Annotated in this window: 28 protein-coding genes and 2 pseudogenes; 13 read left to right on the top strand and 17 right to left on the bottom strand. The window is 70.7% G+C overall.

The features are described 5' to 3' along the window. Positions 1-23: 23 nt before the first annotated feature. A complete protein-coding gene (locus tag ID574_RS35135; RefSeq protein WP_188193305.1) occupies positions 24-356 on the top strand; it encodes a hypothetical protein in 333 nt (110 codons plus the stop codon). A 1372-nt stretch (positions 357-1728) separates the two neighbouring features. Here the strand turns inward: ID574_RS35135 and ID574_RS61875 are convergent. Then, on the bottom strand, positions 1729-1863 hold the full coding sequence (locus tag ID574_RS61875) for a hypothetical protein (protein WP_262496084.1): 135 nt from the start codon (positions 1861-1863) through the stop codon (positions 1729-1731). A gap of 66 nt (positions 1864-1929) precedes the next feature. On the opposite strand from ID574_RS61875, the gene ID574_RS35125 reads away from it, so the two are divergent. Further along, on the top strand, positions 1930-2439 hold the full coding sequence (locus tag ID574_RS35125) for an alpha/beta fold hydrolase (protein WP_188193304.1): 510 nt from the start codon (positions 1930-1932) through the stop codon (positions 2437-2439). On the opposite strand, the gene ID574_RS63000 is transcribed toward ID574_RS35125, so the two are convergent. Beyond that, positions 2420-2668, bottom strand: coding sequence for a three-helix bundle dimerization domain-containing protein (locus tag ID574_RS63000; protein ID WP_442939354.1), 249 nt, complete (start codon positions 2666-2668; stop codon positions 2420-2422). The two genes, ID574_RS35125 and ID574_RS63000, sit on opposite strands and share 20 nt — an antisense overlap. Before the next feature lie 324 nt (positions 2669-2992). Next, positions 2993-3532: a GNAT family N-acetyltransferase gene (locus tag ID574_RS35120; protein ID WP_188193303.1), complete on the bottom strand. Its 540-nt coding sequence runs from the start codon at positions 3530-3532 to the stop codon at positions 2993-2995. Here ID574_RS35120 and ID574_RS35115 point away from each other — a divergent pair, their 5' ends adjacent. From ID574_RS35115 to ID574_RS61870, 3 genes and pseudogenes are all read left to right on the top strand, one after another. Continuing rightward, positions 3533-3796 carry a hypothetical protein gene (locus ID574_RS35115; protein WP_188193302.1) on the top strand — a complete coding sequence of 88 codons (264 nt, stop codon included), beginning with the start codon at positions 3533-3535 and terminating at the stop codon, positions 3794-3796. Positions 3797-3823: 27 nt separating this feature from the next. After that, positions 3824-4120, top strand: a pseudogene (locus ID574_RS62995) (DUF998 domain-containing protein); the annotation flags it as partial. 25 nt (positions 4121-4145) lie between these two features. Further along, a complete protein-coding gene (locus tag ID574_RS61870) occupies positions 4146-4268 on the top strand; it encodes a hypothetical protein (RefSeq protein WP_262496083.1) in 123 nt (40 codons plus the stop codon). Between the two features lie 228 nt (positions 4269-4496). On the opposite strand, the gene ID574_RS35105 is transcribed toward ID574_RS61870, so the two are convergent. After that, positions 4497-5312, bottom strand: a complete 816-nt coding sequence (locus tag ID574_RS35105; protein ID WP_188193300.1) for a YwqG family protein — start codon at positions 5310-5312, stop codon at positions 4497-4499. 231 nt (positions 5313-5543) lie between these two features. After that, positions 5544-8183, bottom strand: a complete 2640-nt coding sequence (locus ID574_RS35100; RefSeq protein ID WP_188193299.1) for a tetratricopeptide repeat protein — start codon at positions 8181-8183, stop codon at positions 5544-5546. Between ID574_RS35100 and ID574_RS35095 the strand changes: the two genes are divergently transcribed. Continuing rightward, the gene (locus ID574_RS35095; RefSeq protein WP_188193298.1) at positions 8167-8373 is read left to right on the top strand and encodes a hypothetical protein; all 207 of its coding nucleotides are present in this window, start codon (positions 8167-8169) and stop codon (positions 8371-8373) included. The two genes, ID574_RS35100 and ID574_RS35095, sit on opposite strands and share 17 nt — an antisense overlap. A gap of 70 nt (positions 8374-8443) precedes the next feature. Here the strand turns inward: ID574_RS35095 and ID574_RS35090 are convergent, their stop codons facing one another. Continuing rightward, positions 8444-8863, bottom strand: a complete 420-nt coding sequence (locus tag ID574_RS35090) for a hypothetical protein (RefSeq protein WP_188193297.1) — start codon at positions 8861-8863, stop codon at positions 8444-8446. A 40-nt stretch (positions 8864-8903) separates the two neighbouring features. Here ID574_RS35090 and ID574_RS35085 point away from each other — a divergent pair, with 40 nt between their 5' ends. After that, on the top strand, positions 8904-9266 hold the full coding sequence (locus tag ID574_RS35085) for a hypothetical protein (protein WP_223167383.1): 363 nt from the start codon (positions 8904-8906) through the stop codon (positions 9264-9266). Here ID574_RS35085 and ID574_RS62990 read toward each other — a convergent pair. Both ID574_RS62990 and ID574_RS35080 read right to left on the bottom strand, forming a co-directional pair. Next, a pseudogene (locus ID574_RS62990) lies at positions 9205-9394 on the bottom strand (hypothetical protein); the annotation flags it as partial. The gene ID574_RS35085 and the pseudogene ID574_RS62990 overlap by 62 nt on opposite strands. Before the next feature lie 50 nt (positions 9395-9444). After that, entirely contained in the window at positions 9445-9720 is a 276-nt protein-coding gene (locus ID574_RS35080; protein ID WP_188193296.1) for a hypothetical protein, read from the bottom strand. A gap of 119 nt (positions 9721-9839) precedes the next feature. On the opposite strand from ID574_RS35080, the gene ID574_RS35075 reads away from it, so the two are divergent. The 5 genes from ID574_RS35075 to ID574_RS35055 all read left to right on the top strand — a co-directional run bounded on the left by ID574_RS35075 (position 9840) and on the right by ID574_RS35055 (position 14679). Beyond that, a complete protein-coding gene (locus ID574_RS35075; RefSeq protein ID WP_223167382.1) occupies positions 9840-11063 on the top strand; it encodes an alpha/beta hydrolase in 1224 nt (407 codons plus the stop codon). A 357-nt stretch (positions 11064-11420) separates the two neighbouring features. Beyond that, positions 11421-12065: an MFS transporter gene (locus ID574_RS35070; protein ID WP_223167381.1), complete on the top strand. Its 645-nt coding sequence runs from the start codon at positions 11421-11423 to the stop codon at positions 12063-12065. Positions 12066-12179: 114 nt separating this feature from the next. Continuing rightward, the gene (locus ID574_RS35065) at positions 12180-12566 is read left to right on the top strand and encodes an alpha-L-rhamnosidase C-terminal domain-containing protein (protein ID WP_188193295.1); all 387 of its coding nucleotides are present in this window, start codon (positions 12180-12182) and stop codon (positions 12564-12566) included. Between the two features lie 502 nt (positions 12567-13068). Then, the gene (locus ID574_RS35060) at positions 13069-13287 is read left to right on the top strand and encodes a hypothetical protein (protein WP_188193294.1); all 219 of its coding nucleotides are present in this window, start codon (positions 13069-13071) and stop codon (positions 13285-13287) included. Positions 13288-13410: 123 nt separating this feature from the next. Beyond that, the gene (locus ID574_RS35055) at positions 13411-14679 is read left to right on the top strand and encodes an MDR family MFS transporter (RefSeq protein WP_188193293.1); all 1269 of its coding nucleotides are present in this window, start codon (positions 13411-13413) and stop codon (positions 14677-14679) included. 24 nt (positions 14680-14703) lie between these two features. On the opposite strand, the gene ID574_RS35050 is transcribed toward ID574_RS35055, so the two are convergent. From ID574_RS35050 to ID574_RS35040, 3 genes are read right to left on the bottom strand one after another with little or no spacing between them, the layout of a single operon-like run. Beyond that, positions 14704-15693 (bottom strand): hypothetical protein, encoded by a 990-nt coding sequence (locus ID574_RS35050; RefSeq protein WP_188193292.1) that lies wholly within the window; start codon positions 15691-15693, stop codon positions 14704-14706. Beyond that, on the bottom strand, positions 15683-16282 hold the full coding sequence (locus ID574_RS35045; RefSeq protein ID WP_188193291.1) for a copper resistance CopC family protein: 600 nt from the start codon (positions 16280-16282) through the stop codon (positions 15683-15685). Before ID574_RS35045 ends, ID574_RS35050 begins: the two co-directional genes overlap by 11 nt. Positions 16283-16342: 60 nt before the next feature. Further along, positions 16343-16903, bottom strand: a complete 561-nt coding sequence (locus ID574_RS35040) for a hypothetical protein (protein WP_188193290.1) — start codon at positions 16901-16903, stop codon at positions 16343-16345. A gap of 64 nt (positions 16904-16967) precedes the next feature. Between ID574_RS35040 and ID574_RS35035 the strand changes: the two genes are divergently transcribed. Next, positions 16968-17258 (top strand): hypothetical protein, encoded by a 291-nt coding sequence (locus ID574_RS35035; RefSeq protein ID WP_223167380.1) that lies wholly within the window; start codon positions 16968-16970, stop codon positions 17256-17258. Here the strand turns inward: ID574_RS35035 and ID574_RS35030 are convergent. From ID574_RS35030 to ID574_RS35005, 6 genes are all read right to left on the bottom strand, one after another. Beyond that, positions 17248-18288 carry a fatty acid desaturase family protein gene (locus ID574_RS35030; protein WP_188193288.1) on the bottom strand — a complete coding sequence of 347 codons (1041 nt, stop codon included), beginning with the start codon at positions 18286-18288 and terminating at the stop codon, positions 17248-17250. The genes ID574_RS35035 and ID574_RS35030 overlap by 11 nt on opposite strands. A gap of 225 nt (positions 18289-18513) precedes the next feature. Further along, the gene (locus tag ID574_RS35025; protein WP_188193287.1) at positions 18514-19653 is read right to left on the bottom strand and encodes an FAD-dependent oxidoreductase; all 1140 of its coding nucleotides are present in this window, start codon (positions 19651-19653) and stop codon (positions 18514-18516) included. Between the two features lie 24 nt (positions 19654-19677). Further along, positions 19678-21192: an MFS transporter gene (locus tag ID574_RS35020; RefSeq protein ID WP_188193286.1), complete on the bottom strand. Its 1515-nt coding sequence runs from the start codon at positions 21190-21192 to the stop codon at positions 19678-19680. Positions 21193-21335: 143 nt separating this feature from the next. Continuing rightward, positions 21336-22736 (bottom strand): FAD-binding oxidoreductase, encoded by a 1401-nt coding sequence (locus ID574_RS35015; RefSeq protein WP_188193285.1) that lies wholly within the window; start codon positions 22734-22736, stop codon positions 21336-21338. Positions 22737-22754: 18 nt separating this feature from the next. Further along, complete coding sequence (locus ID574_RS35010; protein WP_188193284.1) at positions 22755-23024, bottom strand: hypothetical protein; 270 nt, start codon at positions 23022-23024, stop codon at positions 22755-22757. A 69-nt stretch (positions 23025-23093) separates the two neighbouring features. Then, positions 23094-23996 carry a hypothetical protein gene (locus ID574_RS35005; RefSeq protein ID WP_188193283.1) on the bottom strand — a complete coding sequence of 301 codons (903 nt, stop codon included), beginning with the start codon at positions 23994-23996 and terminating at the stop codon, positions 23094-23096. Positions 23997-24041: the final 45 nt, after the last annotated feature.

Here is a 24041-nt window from a genome sequence, read left to right as displayed (position 1 = left end):
GAGGGCAGCCGGTCGACGTCTTTTTGCGAGCACCGGCTCGACGTGGCCGGCCCGCCGGTGTTGGACGACCGGCCCGCCGCGCGCAGCCCCGTCAGGTACGCGCATGCGAGCGCTGCACCCTGGCCGACAAGGTCACCGCAGCCCTCGACGACGGCACCGACCGGATCAATCCCGCGCTCGCCCCGCCGGCCGAGGCGCTCATCGCGATGCGCGACCCCTGGAAAGGGCGGATGTGGCTGCGCACCACCCACGTCCAAGACCTCCTCACCAGCCTGGCCGGCGGTCGCATCCCCCTGACCCACCAAGCGCTTCACCAGCTCCCCAACCGGCGAACCCCGCCTGCCTGCGCGACCTGAAGCTGGCCTGCGGCGTGCTCCGGGCCGTCGCGCCGCCGCCAGCCCCTTGCTGCCGGCGTCCGCCGGTTCGGAGGGGCTGGCGGCCAGTTCGCCCATGTCCAAGCCTTCCTGACCGGGCTCGACGAGCAGGACCTTGATCTACGACAGCGCGGGCGGGCTAACCACATGCGCCGCCTCGACCTGCCCGTGCCGCCGCAGGGAAACTCTGCCCCGTTGAGCCAGCGCCGTCGCCTGGAGCTGATCCGCCGGGCCACTACCGATGATCAGATGCCACTACGTGTCCAGGTCACCGCAGCCGACCCCGAGGCCCGCCGGCTCTCCCCGGCCAGAGCGCCCGAGAACCCCTCAACGCAGCCACCCTACGAGAGCAACTCCGGCTACTCGGCTTCCCCAGCGGCGCCGCCCGGGAAGCCGCCTGCGCCGGCTCGTGCCGTTCATGGCCTGCTTCAACGAGCAAGCGGTGCGCAAGCCGGGCAGCACCGCCGCGCAGTCCGTGGCCGGCGGAGTCGCCGACCGCATCCCCGCAACCCGCTCAACACCTGACGATGATGACGTACATGAGCGCTTCCCGCCCGGTTCTGACCCAACCCCGGCTGGCCTCGGGTCCTCAACGAATCTGTCGGCCCTGGCTGGAAGGCGCTCATGTCCCTCTCTGCCACCGACCAGCGGGAACCGCCTAAACGCCGGCCCGTCCCAAATCTCTGCCCTACTAGACCACCATACGGGGACCGCGCTCACGATGTGCCGGGCCCGGGCGCCGGGCGATCCTGCGGGGAGGTGGGCAGTTCGGCCGCCCGCCGGTGCGGGCGGCGGCCAGGCCCTCGTGGGCGCCGGCGACGATGAGTTCGGTGCATGACGCGTCAAGCAAATGCCTGGCAGTCCACGCCGATCCCGGTGGGCTATCTGTACGACGTGGCGGCTGCCTGGGGCCAATGCGCCGCGGACGCCGCGGGACCTTGTCGACCCGCGGTGGAAGGGTCCATCGCCTCGTCCTATCCGCACGACGACGACGCGGTGCTCTATCTCTTCGCCCTTTACACGGAGACCTACGGATGGGACTGGGTGGCCGGTTTCGCCGCCCAGCAGCCGCGGTTCGCCCGCGGCTCCCTCTCGCCCGGCTCCGCTGTCGGCACCAAGAAGAAGATCATCGGCGTGGACGGGCTCCCCCGGTTTCATGGAGGACCGCGCCAAGGCCGAGCAGCTGAAGCAGACCTTCGCCCTGTACTTCGGCGAGGTCAAGGGAGACCCGACCCCCGGGTGGCTGGGGCTTCATCCGGGTCGGTGACAGGCGCGTTCGCCGGGGCGCCGGCGCTACGCCCGGTGAGGTTGAGTGCGGCGAGAACGGTGATGAAGATCATGCCGTAGATCGTGGTCAGTACGGACATTTCGTAGATGTCGCCGGTATGCCAGGTCTGCCCCAGGCGTCGATCACGGTGGTGCGCTCGCCGGTCAGGAAGGCGATGACGAACCTCCCCGCGGTCGCGGCGTACAGCAACACGGCCTGCACGGAGGACGCTGTGGACGGCTCGGGCATCGCCGTCGGCTCTGGACCGCAGGAGCGCAGGCGGCGGCCGTGTTCGGCAACTCGTCGGGAGCGGTGCTGGCACTGCGCGCGGCGGCCGCCGGCCTGCCGATCACCGGGCTGGCGCTCTGGGAGCCGCCGTTCCAGCTCGACGGCGACGCGCCCGAGCGCGCCCGGGCGTACGTCACCGAACTGACGGCCTACCTGAACGAGGGCCGTCGCGGGGAGGCCATGGCCCTGTTCATGGGCTCCATCGGCCTGCCGCCGGGAATGATCGACCAGATCCGCCGGTCACCAGGGTGGGCGTCCATGGAGGCGATCGCCCCGACACTGGCCTACGATGCCGCCGTCATGGGCGATGGCCGCCCCCCGGCCGACCTGGCCGACGTCAAGGTCAAGACCCTCGTCCTGACCGGTTCGGAAACCGGCCCGTGGGCTGTGGCGGCGGCCCGGGCCTTGGTGGACGCCCTGCCCTCCGTTCAGCACACGGTCCTCGAAGGACAGGACCACAACGTCTCGTGGGACGTACTGGCCCCGCACGTCATGTCCTTCCTCGGCTAAGTGAATCTTGTTCATGGCGGCGGCGTCCCGGCCACCAACGAGCGATCAACGTCGGCTGCGCCGCCGCCCCGTACTGGTCAGGCGGCGTCGCCGCGCAGGAGGTCTTTGGGCAGTCCTGTTCCACCAGCACGGGAACGAAGTCGCGGATCGGGCGGTTCGCGAACTTGGCATAGGCCTTCCGCCGCGGCCGCCACCTGTTCGGTTGTGCGACAGTCGCCTCAAAGATCATCCTTGGTAAGGAATCAGTCAACACGGGTGACATGGGCCTGTCGCGGACCCCGACCCAGAAACTTGTCGCTCGACGGTCAGACCTTCCGAGCGTATGCAATGTCCCTTCCGGATGAAGTTGGCGGCCGGGACGGTCTGGCCAGCGGCACAACACCCTGGTCCGGACGGTTTCGAGCGGAGTTGTTCAGGTCTTTCTGTCGGCCAGAGGACGAAATGTCCGAGGTAGTCGATCCATGAGCACCGATGAGCACCGATCGGGCGCCAGTCGACGCCGCACACCACGGGCCGCCCAGCGGAGTCGAGCTGAGCATCGTGACGACGCGGTTCAGCCAAGCAGGTTCTTCGCGAAGATCCAGTCCAAGCCGTCCTCGCCGGCGGTGTCGAGGTGTTCAGCCCGTACCAGGCCAGCGCGCACAGCCACCCGTTGAGAGGCGGTGTTGGCCGGGCGCACACGGGCGATGACGGGCAGATCGGGAACGCGTTCCGTCACCCACTCAACCACCGCGGTCGCGGCCTCGCTGGCCACTCCTTGGCCCCAGGATGAGACCTCGAAGCGGTAGAAGAGATTGAGCACGCTCATGCCGTTGAGGTCCACGACCTTGGTCCCGCAGAACCCCAGCGTCCGGCCGGGGTCTCGGCGTCGCACCACCCAGTAGCCGTAGCCGAAGCGCCGCCAGTGATCATCCCAACGCTGGAAGAGCTCCATCGCCTCCTCACGCTTGGACAGCGCGTCGGAGGGGTTGTGCAGGCAAGCGGCGGGATCGCTGTGGATGGCGAAGATCGCGTCGATGTCATCCGGCACCGGGCGTCGCAGCGACAGTCGCGCGGTCAGCAGTTCTTCGCTGCGATGGCTTCGATCAAGCATGTGGCGATCGTAGGTGCATGGCTCTCCCACCCATTCGGCAGGGCCGATTCCTGGCGGCTCATCGCCATGCTCTTCCCCGGCGCTGTGATGATCGCCGCTGCTCGCCCCGGGTTCGGGTCGGCCGCGCTCGCCGCGCCGGCCCGCGCGCACGTCGTCGACGAGCAGCAGGTACGGTCCCGCGCCGTCGACCTGACCATCGACTCGCCCGCCTCGGGAACCACCAAGGTACGGCTTCTCACCCGGACGGCGCTCTGCAGGGAATGATTTAGCGCCGACGGGGCCTGACAGGCAGTGACGACCGACTACGACCCGCTGCGTCACCCGGGCAGCTCCCTCGTGCTCGGCGAGTACGGCTGGCTCCAGGCGGCCGACCTCTTCGTCGCCGGCATGCTGTCGCCGGCCTTCGCCTTCGGGCCGCGCCGGGCGCTCGGACTCATCGGCGCCGGAGTGTTCACCAGCGATCCGGTGAGCCGGTATCCCCCGGGCAGCCCCGCGATGTTGCCGGAGCACAGCAGTCTGGAGGCCGCACTCCACGATCTCTTCTCACTGCCGGGGTTCGCCTCGCTCGTCTTGGCGTGCGTGGTGCTCGCGCGGAGAGGGGGCTGTTTACTCGGTGGCGGTGGTGTTCGTGGTGGCCATGGTGCTGGCCTCGTCCGCGTTCGCGCAGAATCCCGCGCTGGTCGCCTACGGCGGGCTCCTGCAGCGCACCGCGACGATCACCCGCCGTCATGGCTGAGCATTCTCCCGCCGAGATCAGAACTGCGGGCGGAATCCGTCAACTCATCCCGAACACCGGCACGAGCACCGACAACAACACGCGGACATCGACAGCTTCAACCGCAACTGACAGCAGCCGGGGCAGGTTCTGATCTGCGACACGACACCCCGACTCGGACGGTTTCGGAGCGGACTTGTTCAAGTCGCTCTGTCGGTGAGAGGAACTCAACCGTCCGGCAAGTAGATGTCAGTGCCCTTGGACATAGGGGAAGACCTGGCTGAAGTCACGGGCAGCGAGCCGGTCCCGGCGGATGCCGAAGATCAGAATGCCTCCGTCCCCGAAGATCATCCCGTTGTCCTCGTCAAGCTGGAGCAGGTTGACCCACTGGGAGGCCTCCGCCGCGAAGCCGGGATCCTTCGGGTTCAGCCCGGCTGCGTACGCGGCCGCTGCTTCGACGGGCGACTGCAGGGCGTCAGAGTAGCCGCCGACCTGGTGCGCACGGCCACCCTCCGCGTCGGCGAAGTCGGCGAGCATGTCGGCGAACACCTCCCAGGGGTCGTCCCCCACGACGCGGTCCCAGAACTCATCGCCCAGCTTGACCAGGTCGTCATGGCCACGTGTCGGCCAGGTGGCCACGGTTTCGGCGGCGAGCGGGACCTCGGGGAACACCCGCGCCTCCGGGGGCCATACGGGCAGCTCGCGCTCGGGCACACGTATGGCGTCAGGAGGCGGCATGATCACCTGCGCGGCCGTGCTCTCCCAGGTGGCGAAGAACAACAGCGTGCCCTCGGTGGGCAGGTCGATGTCCGACTCATAGGCCGCTAGCGCCGCGCAGTCCAGTTCGGCGAGGAACTGCATCGCAGGACCACCGTCGCCGGCGCGCGGCCACGGCATCCCTTCGGGTAGCCGGGGCAGGCCGCCCAGTCGGCCCACCGTGGTCTCGCCCTTCTCGGCGATCGACAGCCGGATGGCCGGACGGGTCAGGGCGAGGAACGGCTCGGCGAGCTCCTCGGGTAACAGCTCCCGGACGTACTCGGCGAAATCAAGCATCCAGTCCTGCATGCCGCCCATCCTGCCCGGACCTGTTCTGGAACGGAAACGGTGGGCCAGCAGCGATATACCGGACCGCGAAATTCCGTCCCGAGGGACAACTCAACCTGAACACCGACAGGTTCAACTGCAACCGACAGAGCGGGACCGCCGCAGAAGATCGTCCGATGGACCGGCACCGTGATGTATTCCACAGTGTCGTATTCACGCAGCCAGCAACGAGCGGAGGCGAGCGCGGAAGGTCTATTCGTCGGCCTGCTGTCGCAGGGCTTGTTCGCGGTTGAACTGCGCCATGCGGCGGCTGTGTTCGTCCCCCGTGACCTCGAAGATGGTTGTGGCCTGCTCGAATGCCGCAATGGCGTCGTCGCAGCGGCGCACCTGATACAGGGCGCCGCCGAGATTGTTCAGGGCCGTGCCCTCGCTGTGCCGGTCGCCGAGGCCGCGGTAGATGGTGACGGCGTCTTGATGGGCGGCGATGGCCTCGTCGAAGCGGCGCACCTGTTGCAAGGCGAGGCCGAGGTTGTTCAGCGCCTGGCTCTGGCCGTGCCGGTCGCCGAACTCGCGGCAGATGGCCACGGCGTCCTGGTGGGCGGCGATGGCCTCGTCAAAGCGGCGCACCTCGCGCAGGGCAAGGCCGAGGTTGTTCAGCGCCTGGCCTTCGCGGTGGCGGTCGCCGAGATCGCGGTAGATGGCCACGGCGTCCTGCTGGGCGGCGATGGCCTCATCAAAGCGGCGCACCTGATACAGGGCGTTGCCGAGATTGTTCAGCGCCCGGCCCTGGCCGTGCCGGTCGCCGAGGCCGCGGCAGATCGCCACGGCGTCCTGCTGGGCGGCGATGGCCTCGTCAAAGCGGCGCACCTCGCGCAGGGCAAGGCCGAGGTTGTTCAGCGCCCGGCCTTCGCGGTGGCGGTCGCCGAACTCGCGGCAGATGGCCACGGCGTCCTGGTGGGCGGCGATGGCCTCGTCGAAGCGGCGCACCTGATACAGGGCGAGGCCAAGATTGTTCAGGGCCTCGCCCTGGCCGTGCCGGTCGCCGAGGCCGCGGCAGATCGCCACGGCGTCCTGGTGGGCGGCGATGGCCTCGTCAAAGCGGCGCACCTCGCGCAGGGCGAGGCCAAGATTGTTCAGCGCCGTGCCTTCCCGGTAGCGGTCGCCGAACTCGCGGCAGATGTCCAGGTCTTGCTGGTGGGCGGCGATGGCCTCATCAAAGCGGCGCACCTCGCCCAGAGCGAGGCCAAGGCTGGTCAGCGCCGCGCCTTCGCCGTGCCGGTCACCGAACTCGCGGCAGATGGCCACGGCGTCCTGGTGGGCGGCGATGGCCTCATCAAAGCGGCGCACCTCGCCCAGAGCGAGGCCAAGATTGTTCAGCGCCGCGCCTTCGCCGTGCCGGTCACCGAACTCGCGGCAGATGGCCACGGCGTCCTGGTGGGCGGCGATGGCCTCATCAAAGCGGCGCACCTCGCCCAGAGCGAGGCCGAGGCTGGTCAGCGCCGCGCCTTCGCCGTGCCGGTCGCCGAGATCGCGGAAGATGGTGACGGCGTCCTGGTGGGCGGCGATGGCCTCGTCAAAGCGGCGCGCCTCGCTCAGAGCGTTGCCGAGGCTGGTGAGCGCATCCGCTTTCATTGTCCTGTCGCTGAGATGCTTGCTGGCCGTCACCGCGAGGGTGTCGACGGTGACGCGATCGTCGAGAGCACGCCGCCAGGACAGGTAGATGTTCAGGTAGGTCGGCAGGTCGTAGGCGATGTGGTGGCGGCCGGAGGCTTCGGCGAGGACAACGGCGGTGACCAGGTTGGGGCGTTCGGCGTCGAACCAGGCCATGGCGTCATCTCGTCCGGTGAAGCGGTCCGGGACAGGCTGACCGGGCAGGGCACGCAGGTGGGCGTCGGCGGCGATGGCGGTATGCCGGTAGAAGTTCAGCAGTCGGTCCAGCGCCTGATCGCGGCCGTCCACGGCTGCTTGCGTGCAACCCTGCTGGTCGGCGTACAGGCGGACCAGATCGTGCATGCGCCATCGACCGGGGGCCGGGGTGGTGAGCAGGTGCGCCCGGGTCAGCGCGGCCAGGTGCCGGCGTACCGTCGGCTCCGGCGTGCTGGTCAGGGCGGCGGCGGCCTGGAGGGAGATGTCCGGGCCGGGGTTGAGGGGCAGCAGCCGGAACAATCGGGCCTGCTCGGGCTGGTCGGCCAGCAGGCGCTGGTAGGACAGGTCGAAAGCGGCTCGCACAGCCACCGGGCGGCCGTGCGGGTCGAGGTCGCCGGCATCCAGGGCGTCCAGCCGCTGGCGGGTGTCGGTGAGTTCGGTCGCCGCCTCGGCCAGCGGGCGGTCGGGTTCGGCACGCAGCAGGGCGGCGATGATCTGCAACGCCAGCGGTAACCGCCCGCACAGCCGGACGATCTCCTCCGCGGACTCGAGCTCGGCGTCGACGCGCGGATCGGACCGGCCTGCCTGCAGGGCGGTGCGTAGCAGGTCGAGGGCCTCTGCTGCGGGCAGTATGCCGAGGTCGACCAGGTGGGCCGGCAGGGTCAGGGTGTGCCGTGAGGTGATCAGCAGACGGTGACAGGACTGAGCTGGCAGCAGCGGCTCGACCTGGCCCGTGACGGCGGCATTATCGGCCACCACCAGCACCGGCAGCCCTTGGCGCGCGCGGTCGGCCAGCACCGACCGATACAAGCCCAGCTGTTCCTCGCCGGTGGGCGGCAGGTCGGCGTCGCGGATGCCCATCGCACGCAGCAACTGCCCCGCCGCAGCTGCGGCCGATACGCGTTCGCCGAGGGCGCGGGTGTAGCCGCGCAGGTCGATGAAGAACACCCCGCCGCCGAACCAGCCCTCGGTCATTGCCCGGTGGGCGGCCATCAGCGCCAGTGCGGTCTTGCCGACCCCGGCCATCCCCGCCACCGCCGACACCACCACCCCCGATCCGCCCCCGCCTGCCGGGTTCAAGAACGCCAGCACCTCACGCAGGGCCTTGGCGCGGCCGACGAAGCCGAACGGCGCGGCGGGCAGACCCGCCATGGCCTGCGGGGCAGGGCCGGTGACCTGCATGGTGACGTCGCGGGCCAAGGTCACCGGCGCGTAGAACGTCCCACCGGTGATCTCGTTGCGGGTGGCATCATTCCCGGCCTGATCGTCAGCCATACGCGGCTCACTCACCGGGGCTGCTCCGGGCCATCCGGGCCGTCCGAGGGCGAGGCAGGAGGCCGGGTCGGCGGAGGCACGGGCAGGCCGGTGATGTCCCGGGCCATCGTGACGGGCGCGTGGAAGGTGCCGCCCTTGATCGTGTTGTTTGTGTCGCCTGCCCCGGTGATGATTGTCGGCCCGGCGTCTGCGCCCGAGCGTGCGGTGGTTGCCGAGGAACAGACCGGGCTCGAAGCCTCGCCACGGCGGGCCAGGACAACTCCGTACACCGAGATGCCCAGCCCGGCCAGGGCGACGAACACACCGACCACGCCGGCCAGCTGATCGGCCTGCTCCAGATCCAGCACGATGAAGATCACACCCAGCGCCCCGGCCACCAGACCACCGGCCAGCAGCGAGATCCACAGCCATGGGCTCTTCCGCGTCGCCATGCCGCCATGATCTACCTGCTCCACGCATGCCGCACTGAATGTGCGCAAACCGCAACGAAGCCAGCTCCGCGCCGGTACGGCGCCCGCAGGGACGCTGGGCATCGACATGGGCACCGCGATGGGGGTGCCACTTGTGGCGATCGAACCCAGGATCACGGCCGCGGTCTTCGGTCAGCACTGGCCTGATGTCCTGGCCGAGAAGGCGAAGCAGATCACCATCCCGATCGAGTTCGACCTGCAGTGGGATGACGAGCACATCTCGCGCGAGGAGGGTCTCGCGCTGTTCGACGCCTTTGCCTCGAGGGAGAAGTCGTTGCACGCGAACTCGGGCAAGCACAAGGATCTGCCCAGGTTCGAGGCCGACAGCGCGGTCCGGTTCTTCGCCCGGCACCTCTTGTCGTAGCGCGTGGCCGGGCCCCGAGCTCTTCGGGCATCTCTCGCCATTGGCTGCCAGTGCGGAACCGCCAGATGACGCCCCTCGCACTGTGCGCGCAGGTGCTGCGGGAAAGGGCCGTACCGTCCGATCGGCAGGAACGGCCGGCACCTGCCTCAGGACAGGATCTGCTGCAAGGAGTAGACGATCAGTGAGGCCAGGATGCCCAGGACGGACTGCGAGCCGGCGCCATCAGCGGCGAGATCACCTCGTCGACGTGGCGGCGCACCATCCGGGACAACGTCACGTACGGCTGGCCGTCCACGTACAGGGCTATCGCGACCGGCATCGGGAAGCGGAGCAGGAAAGCGTCGAGGTACGGCTCGGGGTTCTGGGCGGCCAGTACGATCGCGGCGGTCTCGATGGTGACGACGCCCAGCGCCATGGCCGCCGAGACCAGCGCGTAGCAGTGGCACAGCCGCACGATCGCGAACGTGCCGGCGGCGGCGATCCACGCCGGCCGGAGCTGGGTGTAAACCCATCCAGCAGGTGTGCAGATAGACGGCCGCGTTCGGCTCGACGACGTCGCCGGGTCGCACTGCGGTGAGCACCGTTTCGGCGGCGGCCGACGCGGCCCTCGCGCTCGTCCCGGCCGCTGTCCGTCGCAGTGCATCCGGCCGACCCGCCTGGCTACACTTCGCCGTCGCCTTCGACTTCATCCAGCCCGCGCCTGACCAAAGCACCTTCATCGTGATGTACCGTATGCTGTACGGTACGTCGTACGAAGGGATACATGTGGACAGTAAGTGGCTTGGCGCAACAAGACGGCGGGTCGCAGTGGTGAGCGCGAGCCTGCTCGCGGCCCTGGCAACCGCAACGAGTACGGCAACGGCGGACTCCACACGCTGCTCGCCGGTCTCCGTGGCCGTACCCCTCACCGAAGGCGGGCCTGTGGACCAGCGGATAGCGGGAACCCTGTGCCGCCCGCGCGGCGAAGCCCGGACGATCCAGATCCTGGTCCCCGGAGGCACCTACGACCGGTCCTACTGGATGCGCGGCAATGGAAAGGGCCCGACGTTCGCGGACACGATGGTCCGCGCCGGATACGCGGTGCTGGCCATCGACCGTCTGGGGGCCGGGCGTAGCTCGTGGCCGTCCGGAGCCCGGCTGCGACCGGACAGCCACCAGGAGTCCTTCCGCCAGGTGGCGCTCGCAGCCCGTCAGGGCAAACTCGACGGGCGGCGATACCGGAACGTCGTGGCGGTGGGCAACTCCATCGGTTCCACGATCATCCGCAGCGTTCAGATCCGCCATCCGGACACGCTCGACGGCATCATCTTGACCGGCGAATCCAGCACCCCGAACGAGGCCGCGTTCGAGCAGTTCGCCCAGGCGACCTATCCGGCCGGCCAGGACCCACGCTTCACCGCCCGCCGACTGGACGATGCGTACTACACCACCCGGCCCGGAGCCAGAGCGGAATGGTTCTACCACCTGCCCGGAGCCCAGCGCGCCGTCGTCGCGCGCGACGAGGCCACGAAGGAATCCGACACCTTCCTGGAAACCTTCCCGGCGATCTCCGACAACCGACTCATCCGCATACCCGTCCTGATCATGATCGGCCAGCACGACCGGCTGCTCTGCGGTGAGGGTGCGACCGACTGCACCAGTTCGGCAGCGCTGCAGGCACAGCAGAAGCGCTGGTACCCCAATGCGCCCCTCGACGCCGTGGTGATCCCCGCCACCGGCCACGTGCTCACCCTCCACCGCAGCGCACCGGCATCGTCGAGCCTGGCCCGCGACTGGGTCAAACGGCATGTCGGCTGATGGGAGCCACCAGGTCAGCTGATCGAAGACCGCCGCCATCCGGCCGCTGACTCCGATCTCGGCCAACCTCACAACACATGGCCTGGCCACGGAGTCACGCACGCCTGGCGACCGGTCCGTGATGCACCCGCGGTGACCCAGTCCACGGACACCACATACCCGGATCAGCAGATCGGGCCTGGACCAGGGCGGATAGTGCCCCGACGCCCAGACAGCGAACGCGACCCCCGGTGCTCGTCGGTTGTCGAAGCCAGCCGATCAAGAACAGGGGGTCGCGTTCGCGTGCCGCCTTCCCCTATCGACGTGCTCACCCGCCACGGGCGCACGTCACCTCCACCAACCCCCTCACCAACCCGGATGACCTGCCCGCGCCGATCGAGATCCTGGACACGCTGCCCGATCCGCGCAGCGCCTCGAGGACGCCGCCATCGGCCGGCCTTAGCCCTGATCGCCGTACTCGGGCGGAGCAACCTCGCCGGCGAGCTCGGTCCAACGTTCTTCTACGCCCAGCGCCTCGACCTGCCCGTCAGGGAAGTCGCGGGGGTCGTGGCCTCCATCGGGATCCTGGGCGTGGTGGCGGCATCCGCAGGGGCTCTGGCCGGTGGATTCCTGTCCGACAAGCTCGGCCGGCGGAAGCTGTTCACCTTCATCGGCGCGCTCCTGTTCGTCGCCGGCGCCTGCGTCGAGGCCTTCGCCTATTCGTTGCCGCCGCTGATCGTGGGCGCGGTGCTGATGCAGCTCGCCATCGCCGTGTTCGCAGCCGTGGACCAGGCGATCATCTTCGCGGTTCTGCCGGACCGGGCGCAGGCGGGCCGGTACATGGCGGTGGTCGCGTTCGCGCAGAAGATTCCCAGCGCGATCGCCCCGCTCATCGCCCCGTTCATCATCACGATCGGCGTGGTCGGCGCGGAAAAGAACTACACCCTGCTCTACCTCGCCGGAGCCGTTCTCGCTCTGGTCGGCGGCCTGCTCATCCTCTTCAAGGTCAAGTCCGTCCGGTAGTCCACCTCCTCTCGGCGCTCCCGTACGGCGGGGCGCCGTGCCTGGCTTCCCGCGAACGGGCGAGCCGATGACCATGTCACTCGAGTTGGGAAACGATGATGAGCCAATCGCCCCATGACCTGCAGATCGGCCACCACCATCTGGGAAGACTGGGACGGCGTCTCCGAGGACGGCACCGCCACGGCCTCCCTCAACCACTACAGCAAGGGCGCGGTCATCCGCTTCCTGCACACCCACACCCTGGGCCTCCGCCAGGCCGCAGGCTCCGTCGCATGGGAGTCCTTCCTCGTCGCGTCCGTGCTCAACGACACGATCACCTGGGCCGAGGGCACGTTCGACAGCCCGCAGGGGCGGGTCGCCGTCGCTTGGCGCGTCCAGGACGATCACCTGACCATCTCGGTCGACGTCCCCGGAGGCGCCGAGGCGCAGGTCCGGTTCCCGGACGGCACCACGTTTCACACAGGTCCGGGCCGCTTCCGCCGACGGTACCCCATTTCCTGACGAACCGAGCCACACGAGATCCCCTTTCCCCGTGACCGCTCCCTCCACCCCACACCGAGCCCACCACCTCAGAGACCGCATCGTCGCCTGCTGCTCAGACGCCCGCCGCCTCCTCCAGCCCTGCCGCTTCCCCCGTTTCGGCACAGGAAGCGGCACTGGGTATGCCCGCGTGGCTGCGGGGGCCGGCGTGATCCTGGTGCTGGCGGGCCTTGGCATCTGGTAGTGGAGCAGGCGCGCCGGCACCTCCGACTCCGCATGAGCGACCAGTGTCACCCACCGTGAGCAGCGATGAGCCGGGTGACAACGGGGCCGCGGGCGCGGCGGCACGGCGATGACCCAGAGGCTCCGCAACGCGGAGTACGGCCCTGGTGGCTCGACGTGTTGTTGCATATGATGTGCAAATGCATTTGTATTGCATCAGTATGGCGAGCAGGGACGACCTCGACGAGGCGCGGGCCGCGATGCTCGACGCCGTCTACCGGGACTTCGGCACCGGACACGTGTGGCCTGCCTCCTCCTCGCCCCGCTCCTCTCCGGCTGTTCCGCCTCCCCCGACGGCTCGTGGTCCGCGAACTCGTCCGGCTCCTCGGAGGGCGGGCGGCTGCGCGTGGCGCACGCCTTCCCTCCCACCGAGAACTTCTCCCTGTTCGGGGATGACGCCTATCTCCTGTCCCGGCTCGGCGTCTCGGAAGACTTGACCCATCCGTCCTGCCCCCCGTGATCCGCCACGCCCTGCTCCGGCCGCCGGCATCACCCTAAGCCTGGCCGCCCTCGGTTTCCTCGGCCTCGGCTCCCAGCCGCCGTCCACTCACACCACCCACCCACACCCCTTGAGCGGACCCCCATGACCTCCCTGATCTCCCGCACCCTCACCCGAGCCGCCCGGATCCCCAAACCCCCACGCCGGCGGACCTGGACGGAGCTCTCCCCGCTCCTGCGCCTGCTGATCCTCACCCAACTCGCCTTCAACATCGGCTTCTACGCCGTACTGCCGTTCCTGGCCGAACACCTCGGCACCGCCATCGGGATGGCCGGCTGGATGGTGGGCTTCGTCCTCGGCCTGCGCACCTTCAGCCAACAGGGGCTGTTCGTGGTCGGCGGGTGGCTCGTGGACCGCTACGGCGTACGCCCCGTCGTCCTGACCGGCTGCACCCTGCGGATCGCCGGGTTCGCCTGGCTGGGGTACGCCGAGGCGACCTGGGCCGTGATCGGCGCGGTGCTGTCGATCGGCTTCGCCGCCGCCCTGTTCTCCCCCGCCGTCGAATCCGAGGTGGCCCGGCAGGCGGTGACCTGGGAAGAGGAAGGGCACGGCCCCCGCACCCGGCTGCTGGCCCTGTTCACCGTGGCAGGCCAGGCCGGCGCCTTCGTCGGCCCGCTGCTCGGCGGCCTGCTGCTCGCCGTGGACTTCCGCATCGCCTGCCTTGCGGGAGCCGCCGTCTTCGTGCTCGTCCTCGCCGGGCACGTGTGGCTGATGCCCCAGCACATCCCCGGCCGGACGCCGAACCGGGAGCGAGGCGGGGTACGCGCGCTGCTGCGCAACCGCCGCTTCCTCGCCCTGTGCTGCGCGTACGGCGCCTATCTGCTCGCCTACAACCAGCTCTACCTCGCCCTGCCGGAGGAGGTGGAACGCGCGACCGGCTCCCAGACGCCCCTGTCCTGGCTGTTCGCCCTCTCCTCCCTACTCGTCGTGTTCGCCCAGCTCCCGATCACCCGCTGGGTCGGCGACCGGCTCGACCTGCGCCGCTCCATGGCCATCGGGCTGCTGCTCGTCGCGGCCGGCTTCGCGGTGGTGGCCGCCGCACGCCCCGCCGACTGGACGGGTGGCGCCGGTCTGCTCCCCGCCGCGGGATACGTCGTCCTGCTCACCCTCGGCCAGATGCTCGTCGTGCCCGCCGCCCGCGCCTGGGTGCCCGACCTCGCCGAGGACGGACGGCTCGGCCTCTACACCGGCGCGCTGTTCTCCGTCTCCGGCCTGATCGTCCTCATCGGCAGCTCGGCCACCGGCTCCCTGCTCGACCTGGGCCTCCCGGCCGCCGTGCCCTGGGTCGTCCTGGCCGCCCTCCCGGCTCTGGCAGTGGCCCTGCTGCCCCGCCGCCCGGGAAAGACCAGCTGAGGCGTGGACCTGGTCGTCGCCGGGTCAGCAGAGGGACATGGCCGTCTGCCACAGCCCGGGGAGGGCGGCCAGGACGCGGTCCCCTCGGCAGCGCCGGTCGGCGAACGTCGCCGCGCCCAGGTCCTCCAGCAGCTCCAGGAACCCGTCCTCATACCCGGACAGACCGGCCGCCGCCCGCTTGGCCAGGCACCGCGCGTACGTCGCCGCCACCCAGAAGACCGCCTCCCGGTGCAGCCCCGCCCGGATGAGCTCCCGGCTGCCGTCGACGGCCACCGGCCGCGCCATCGGGCTGATGTCGGAGGCGAACCGGTAGGAGGGCGCCCGCACGTGGGCGGCCGCGTCGAAGGCCACCTCCAGCGCGGCCAGGTGCCGCTCCACCCGTTCCCTGCTCAGCGCGGCGCATCCGAGCAGGTCGAGCAGCACCTCGTGGTAGTCGTGACGCCCGTGCTCGGCCAGCAGCTCCCGCACGGCCGCGTACCGCCTGCGGATGGTGGGGTTGCGCAGCCCGGCGACCAGCAGCACGTGCGTGGTCACCCCGGTGCCGAACAGCCACGCGCTCACCTGGTCGTGCAGCGGCGCGGACTCGTCCATGCCGTTGATCCACCCGCGCACCCGGTCCATGGCCTGGGTGCAGCGGGCCAGGATCCACGGCCGCTCGGCGAAGTCCCGTGCCACGACCCGCTGGAGCTCGGTGAGCCGACCCGTGGGGTCGGCCAGCACGCACGGGAGGTGGAAGCTGCCGGCCAGGTGGTAGTCGCTGAGCACCTCGTGCGGGGACCCGAGCCGGGGCATGGAGGAGACCTCCAGCAGCACGCCCTCATAGAGGAACTTCCCGATCCTGACGGGCGGGTCGGCGACCACCACCACGTCCACGTCGGAGCTCGCGGGCAGCTCGGCGTCGCCGTCCGCCCACAGCGCGGACCCGGTCAGGAACGCCCCGCCGAACCCGGGCAGCGCAGCCCCCTCCTCGTTCACCCACCGCCGCGCGAGCCGTCTGGCCTGCTCAATCCGCATGCGCTTCCTCCCCGTCCGGACCTCGGCGCGCGGCCCTGATCAGGACGAACGCGCCCAGCGCGACCAGCGCCGCCAGCCCGCCCCAGATCCAGCCGGGCACGCCCGACGAGGTCCCGGAAGACGCGCCGCCGCCGGCCGACGACGGGCTCGCCGCCGCGGACGGTCCGCCCTCCGTGGCCCCCTCCCCGGCGGGCGTGGACGAAACCGACGGAGAAGCAGATCCTTTCACCCGGAAGGGGATCTCCCCCTCGATGGGGTGTCCGTCCGACGAGACGACCCGCCAGGCGATCACGTACGCGCCCGCCGCGAGCGGCCGGCCGACCTCGGCGAACACCTTCGGGCCCGCAAGCCGCGGCTTGCTGAGCGGGACTTCTTTGCCGGCCGCGTCACGCAGCACGACGAACGGGAACTTGACGCTGGCGGTGTACTCGAGCTCGATCTCCTCGACGGAGGCCGCGGAAACCTCCGCGTCCTTGGCCGGTGAGCTGCGCTTGAGCGCGTCGTGGGCGTAGGCGGGCGAGCCGGACAGCGAGACGGACAGGGCAAGGAAGGCGGCGCAGGCGAGCGCCGCCCGCAGGAAGAAGGTCATGACAAGTCTCCAGAACAGGCGGGGACGCGCGCCGGTGGACGCCGGCGCGCCGGGACGGCTTCAACGCGAACGCGCGGGCGGTCCTCGCCTGCTGACGGTCTGGGAGACGGTCCTTCCCACGTACGCGGGGATCTCCGGAGGGGTCACCGGCCGCCACGACGGCGCCGCGACGCCGACCGGGGCGCTGACGAGCAGCCGGATCACCGGCGGCGGCGTGGCGTACAGGCGGAGCACGAGCCACAGGGCGCGCTCGCCCCGGTAGAGCCACCACGCGGTGAGCGCCGCCACCGTGAGGTGCGCGAGCGCCATGCCCGCCGCGGGCGCGGGATGCCCGTGCGCGGGGCCGGCGTCAGCGGCCGGCGCGAGCCGCTCGAACAGCTGGTGCAGCACCGTCTGGGCGCTCACCGTGGCGGCCAGGACGGCGACGGGGCCGCGCTCGCGCCCGTCGATCAGGTGCGCCGACGCCAGCACCGCCAGCACGCCGGCCAGGTAGACCTCCAACGGCACCGGCCCGCCGCCGGCCAGCGCGTGCCCGCCCGCCGACACGGCGCCGCAGACCGTCGCGAACACGACGGCCCGGGAGAGGCGGAGCGCTGATGACGCCGAAGACACAACCGACATCCTCGCACGAGACAGATGCGTCACCCGGCGTTCGCGGCCCCCGCCGCCGGGGCAGCGGACTGTGATGGACACCGCCTCGGGCGCCGGCCCGGACCTGGAACAGGTGGTCCGCCGGGAGTTGACGGACGCGGGCTTCATCGTCGAGCCGTCGCTGGTGTCCGCCGACGGCGGGCTCGGCGTCTGGCACGATCCCACCCGCGGGGTGATCGTCACCTGGAACACCTCGGCCGAAGGGCTGGTGAAGTACGCGACCGTCCGCACCGCGGTCCGGTTGGCGCTGCGCACGGTGCTGATCCGCGCCGGCCATCAGGTCAAGGAGGAGTTCGGCGGCCTGGAGCTGATCATCACGTCCTGACCCGGCGCAGGGGCCGGCCCACCGCGTGCAGGTGGCGCATGGCCTGCGCCCACGACTCGAACAGGCCGCACTCGGCGTAGTCGACCCCGATCGAGGCGCAGTACTCGCGCACGATGGGCCGCGCCTTGCGGAGGTTGGCGGTGGGCATGCTGGGGAACAGGTGGTGCTCGATCTGGTAGTTGAGCCCGCCGAGAGCGGTGGTGACCAGCCGCCCGCCGCGCACGTTCCTGGAGGTCAGGACCTGCTTGCGGAGGAAGTCCAGCTCGTCTTCCGCGGTGAGCACGGGCATGCCCTTGTGGTTGGGCGCGAACGTGCACCCCAGGTAGACGCCGTAGCAGCCGAGGTGCACGGCGAGGAACACCAGCGCCTTGCCGGGTGAGAGCACCAGGAACACGGCCCCCAGGTACGCCAGGTTGTGCGCGACCAGCAGCAGCCCTTCGACCTTCCGGTTCTTGAGCGACTCACGGCGCAGCGCGCGGAAGCTGGCGACCTTCAGGTTCAGCCCCTCCAGGGTGAGCAGGGGGAAGAACAGGAACGCCTGCCAGCGGCCGATGAACCGGGGCAGCCCGCGGGCGGCCTCGGCCTGGTTGTCCGACCAGAGCAGCGCGTCCGGCGAGACGTCGGGGTCGTGGTCCTCGTGGTTGGGATTGGCGTGGTGGCGCGTGTGCTTGTCCATCCACCAGCCGTAGCTGAGCCCGACGGCCAGGTTGCCCACCAGCAGTCCGGCCGTCCTGGACGTGCGGCGCGACCGGGAGATCTGCCCATGCGCGAGGTCGTGGGCCAGCAGCGTCACCTGGGCGAACGCGACGGCGAGCAGCACCGCGACCGGCACCTGCCACCAGGAGTCCCCGACCGCGGCGAACAACGCCCAGCTGCCCGCGAACAGACCCGCCACGAGGCCGATCCTGGCGGTGTAGTAGCCGGGCCGCTTGTTCAGCAGGCCCTCCTGGGCGATGCGGCGCGACAGCTTCGCGAAGTCGCTCCCCCGCTCCCCCGATGGCCTGGCGCGGGACGTGTCGACTACGGTCACATTGATCTCCGATGCTGGTGAGTCGTGTGCGAATACCCATCAGCATCGCTGCGGCGGAGTCTATGCGAACCCCGGCAGTCACCCGTCCCTGTGGTAGGGCAGGCCCTACCATGGAGGCAAAACGCGCCCCCGCCGCCTGGGTGATCGGGCCGGCGTACCGCACTCAGCGTGGGAAATGAGGACGACCTCACCGGTTCGGGAATGGCGGGCGGCGGGGGCGCGGCTCTAGACGAGCTGCGGGACCGGCGGTTCGGCCGGCGCGGCGGCCGTGCCGAAGACGTGCAGGTCGGGGCGGAAGGCGGCCAGGTAGGCGTCCCGGTCACGGAAGGTCGCGGCCAGGGCGTCGCCGTAGTCGATCAGCTCCCGGTGCGCGTGCCTGCGTGGCTCGTAGCGGGCGTACAGCAACCGGTCGAGCAGCTCCGTGTCGCCTCCGGCCGCGCTGATGACGTCGGCCAGGATCTCCGCGTCGTGCAGCGTGTAGCTCATGCCCATGCCCGTCATCGGGTGGCAGGCGAACGCGGCCGAGCCGAGCAGCGCGGCGTTGCCCTGGTGGTACGCCGACACGCGCAGCGAGGAGACCTTGATCAGGTGCCAGGTGGCGGGCTGGAGGGAGTCGAAGGCGTCGGAGCTCTCGGTGACGAACTTCTTGAGCTCGTCGATCAGGGTGGGGATACCGTCCTGGAAGACCTCCTTGTCGTCCTCGGGCGGCAGGCCGACGAACACCCTGGCCTGGTCCCTGTTGAGCGGGTACAGGTAGGCGAGCCAGCCGTCGGAGCTGAAGTAGAGCCGGTTGAGCTGGGCGACACTGGTCGTCAGCGGCACCGTGGCCACCCGCATGAGCAGCCGCTCGTACGGCATCGTGACCTGCTCGATGCCGAGTGCCTGCCGTACGGCGGACTTGGTGCCGTCGGCGCCGACGACGACGTCGGCCCGCAGCCGGCGGCCGTCGGCGAGCGTCAGCTCCTCGACCCGGCCGTCACCGACGGCGATGTCGTCGATCTCGGCGTCGAACCAGAACTCCACGCCCTCCATCGCGCAGCTGGCGTAGATGAGCTCGACCAGCTCACGGTAGGGGCGGATGAGGAAGCCGCCGTCGGGGAAGCGGCATTCCCTGATCGGGTCGCCGTCGTGGTAGTAGCGGATGATGTCGCGTCTGAGGCCATGGCGTCCGACGAGGTCCGCCAGCCCGTGGCGGGCGAGCACCCGCAGCCCGGGGGGCTTGAGGAAGTCGGCGCCCGCGCTGGGGATGGAGGGTCCCTGCTCGATGACGACGACGCGCTGGCCGCGGCGGCTTAGGAGTAACGCCAGGAAGCAGCCGCCGAGCCCGGCGCCGACGATGGCTACGTCGCACGATGTGGTTGCCATGACGAGAGCCCTTTCGGTGGTGAACTAGTTCGTAGGCCCGCGGGTCCCGGCGAGCGGGCCGGAGTCGGCCGTACGCGGCCGCGGGATGTGGTCCATGGGGGGTGTGCGGGTCTCGACAGGTAGCAACGCGTCGGCCTCCGCCGCGACGGTGGCGAGGGTCATCCGCAACTCCAGCAGCATCCGGCGCGGCACCTTGATCATGACGTCGCCGGGGTCGGTCCGCAGCCGGGTGATCTTGGTGAGGGCCAGCGCGCCGATCAGCACCGAGATGGCGACGCAGATCGCGATCGCGCCCGCCAGTCCCTCGAAGGGGCCGGTCATGAACGGGTGGTCGATGACGACGGAGACCACGGCGATGCCCACCGCGCCGCCGACCATGCGCGCCATCGTGGCCGCGCCGACGGCGGAGGCGTACTGGTGGGGGCGGGCGGCCAGGGTGGTGGCCACGGAGGTGCCGGGCGCCAGCGCGCCCACTCCGACGCCGACCACGACGCTGGCGACCAGGCCCCACACGGTGGGCCCGACCTGCGTGAGGACGAGCACGCACGCGCCGCCGCAGAGCAGGGAGCCCGCGTAGATCAGGCCGTAGGCTCCGATCCGCTTGACGATCTTTCCGGCCAGGAAGCTCGTCACCACGACGGCCACCGACGTGGGCGTCAGCCACATGGCCACCTCCAGCATGGGGTAGCCCAGGTGGAGGAGGTACAGCGGCTGCACGGTCAGCAGGCCGTAGGACAGGGCGCCGAAACACCACGTGGCCAGCCATCCCCAGACGAACTTGGGCCGGCGCCACAGCGCCAGGTCGATGGCGGGCAGCCGGTGGTGCCTGGCCTGGGCGAGCGCCCCGCCGATGAGGAGGAGCGCGGCCAGCGCCAGCCACACCACGTCCATGCCCCAGGCCATGGCCTTGGAGATGGCCAGGACGACGACCGCGATCCCGGCGGCGAGCAGCCACGCGCCGAGCACGTCGGGCAGGCCCCTGGCGCCCGCGCGCTTACCCGGCGGAAGCGCGAGGCAGGCGATGAGGAGCGCGACGCCGATCACGACGTCGGGGACGAACAGCGCCCGCCAGTCGACGGTGGCGGCCAGCCAGCCGCCTCCCGCCTGCATGAGCAGGCAGCCGAGCCCGGAGGCGGAGCTCCACAGCGCGATCGCGCCGCGCCGCTGCGACTCCGGCAGCTCGCCGAGCAGCAGCCCGAGGCTGGCGGGGATCATCGCCGCGGCGCCGACGCCCTGGACGGCCCGCGCGCCCAGCACGAACGGCCAGGACTCGACGGTGACGGTGGCGACGCCGCCCAGCACGAAGATCACCAGTCCGACGGCCAGCACCCGGCGGCGGCCGAACAGGTCGGCCCAGCGGCCGGCCGTGGCCAGCAGCGCCGCGATCGGGATGAACGCCGCGCTGGTCAGCCAGACCAGGTCGCCGAGGGGCATGCCGGCGCCGGCCGGGGTGTAGCGCAACACCCCGACGGCCAGGGTGGTGGCCGTGGTGTCGGCCATCACCGTGAACATGACGCCCGCGCCGACCAGCCGCAGCATGACTCCCTGGCGGCGGTCTACGCCGGCCGTGCCCGTCCCCCGTGCTGGTGACGAACGCACGTGGTCACCTCCAAGCTATGAGTGGTCCGCGCCGGCCGGCACACTCCGGCTGTGCGACCGGCGAAGATGGATCTGTCGGGTTGTCAAGCGCCGTACCGGCCGGGCGAGAGCATGCCGTCCGGGTCGAGCGCGGTCTTGAGCCGGTGGAGCATGCCGAGGCTGGCGGTGCTGGTCTCGGACCAGACGTCGGCCGCGGCGTGGTCGATGTCGGAGCGGTAGATCGCGCAGCCGTGGCTGCGCAGCAGGCAGTTGCCGTCGTTGCGGAGCTGGTGCGCGCGGTGGGCGGCGTCCGGCACGCCACGCTCGAAGAAGATCTGGATGACGCCGTTGGCCAGGTGCTTGCTGACGAGGTTCCACTCGACCAGCAGGGCGGTGGTGTGCGCCTCCACGGCCGCCTGCAGGGCGGCCAGGATCTGCTCGGTCTTGCGGGCGTTCGTGGGCATCAGCGGCATCAGCGCCAGGAAGCCGGTCGGGCCCTGGTCGATCTGGTCGCAGGAGGCCACGCGGAGGGCGTTGCGCACGCCCAGGCACGTGGGGATGCCCTGGGCCATGAGCGCCCTGGCGTACAGCGGGTCGCCGGGCAGTACCTCGGCGGCGTTCACCACACGCAGCGCCTCGGCGCCCTCGACCTCGACCAGCGCCTTGCGCAGCAGCTCCTCGGCCAGCTCGACGGCGGCGTCGGTGCCGAGCAGCGGCCCCATGATCGTGAACAGGCCGGGGTCCATGCCCGCGGGCAGCAGCCAGTCGCCGTGGCTGGGCACGAGCGCCATCTCGCGTACGCGCAGCATCCCGTCGGCGGGGTTTCCGCGGCGCAGGAAGCCGGCGATCGCGTCGAGCGCGAGGCCGACCTGGTGGCGGGGGATGCGGCCGTGCACGAACCCGACGGTCTGCGGGCGCGGCACGAGCGCGACGGCCATGGCGGTGACGATGCCCAGGTTGTGCTGGACGAACGCGGGCGTCAGGTCGGGGCCGGCGACCCGGCCGTGATAGCGGCCCGCGGGGTCCAGCCCGCCGGTGGTGACCACGCTGCCATCGGCCAGCACGGCCTCCAGCCCGGCCACGTCGTGGACGCGGGAGCGGAAGGTGCCGTCGCCGCGGTCGAGGGCGTTGCCGACGACCGAGGTGTCGGCGCAGGAGTTGGTGACGTTGAGCATCCACGGGGTGTCGCGCAGCACCGCGGCGAGCTGGGCCTGCGTCACGCCGGGTTCGATGACGGCGTATCCGGCCTCCAGGTCGAGGCTGCGGATCCGGTTCATGCCGCTGAGGTCGACGACGACGTTGTCATCGGTGACCGGCATGGCCGAGCCCATCCCCCAGTTCCTGCCGGTGCTGATCGGGTAGAGGCGGCGCCTGGTCGTCATGGCGCGGCGGACGAGGGCGCGTACTTCGTCGAGGGTGCGCGGCGTCTCGGTGCCCTCGATGGAGCGAGGCTGGTGACCCCCGACGTCGCGCGGCATCAGCTCCACTCGCGTGAGCTCCTGCATGGCTCTCCTCTGGCTTTCTCAGGCGGTGTGCTGGAGCAGGTCGTCGATGGAGCCGATGGCCTGGTTGGACAACTCCCTGATGCCGAGCAGCCGCTGCTCGACGTACACGTCCGGCTCGGGGACGGGGGCGGGTTCAGGGAGGTCGAGCGTGCCGGAGCCCGCGCGCGGCGGGGACTGCACGGGAACCTCGTGCAGTCCGTACGGGTGACGCCGGGGACGGCGCGAATGCACGGCGGTGTCGGTCGACTCGTGCCTGGCGCGGCCGGGCAGGTGCGGGGGGGTTCGCATGACGGGAGCTCTCCTACCGGATGTGAATGGGGTTTTCCGGACGGCCACTCGCCGTTGAGCGGCTTCAGGTCAGCGCGTGTCCTCCTCGTAGCCGGTGTGTCCGGCCCGTGGAGCGGCGGCCGCGGGGGTGGCCCTCGGCGCGCCGTGGTTGATGACGCTCGCGGCGATCCGGCGTTCCGCCAGCCCCATGTGGGGGCGGCCGCCGCCGGTGGAGCTCGGCCGTGTGGCCGAGCCACGGATCAAGGAGCTGGCGTGCACCCATCGGCGTGACTCGGCCAGCACTTCTCGTTGGGCGCGGCGCAGGTCGGCGTGCCGCGCGTACTGCTCGCAGACGGCTCGGGCGAGCACCCGGGCCATGACCAGGTGCTCCTGGCAGGCCGCGGCGACCTTTGACTCCAGGCCGATGACCTGGGCCAGCAGCAGCTGCAGGTGGGGGAGGCCGGAGCTGCGCTCGAAGCCTTCGACCTCGGCCAGCCGCTCGGGCCAGCGCAGCCGCCGCTCGATCGAGGCGCACGTGGCGGCCACGATCTGGGAGGCGGGGCCGTCGTCGGGGCTCTGTCCCTCGAGCTGCACGGCCCGCTGGGCGGTGTGCTCGAAGCCGGCCAGCCGGCGCAGGCCGCTCTGCAGCAGCCGTACGCGGTTGTGCAGGCAGGCGGCGCTCCAGCCGAGCACCAGCAGACGGTCCTTGTCGGCCTCGCAGTGCCAGCCGACCAGGGACACCTCGCGGGCCATGCGGTGGTAGAGGACCCAGCCCTCCTGCTCGGCGGGCGGCGACGGGGTGTCGATCCACACCTGCAGACCGCCGGGTGGCAGCTCACCGACGCCGATCTCCACGCCCTCGGGGGCGACCCTGGCGCAGATCCGCTGGACGACGCGCTGCTGCGCCGCCGTCTCCGGCGCCACGGGCACCGGGCCTTCCCAGACAGGCAGCACTCGCTCGGGGGCCACTTTCGCCCTTGGCTCGATGCTCATCGGAGGCCACCTCCTGACCCGTGGGCCGTATTCGATCTTCGTAAA

It is taken from the genome of Nonomuraea sp. SYSU D8015 (assembly GCF_008065375.1).
Taxonomy (GTDB): Bacteria; Actinomycetota; Actinomycetes; order Streptosporangiales; family Streptosporangiaceae; genus Nonomuraea.
Note: the sequence above shows the minus strand (reverse complement) of the source record. Positions and strands in the feature narration are given on the sequence as shown.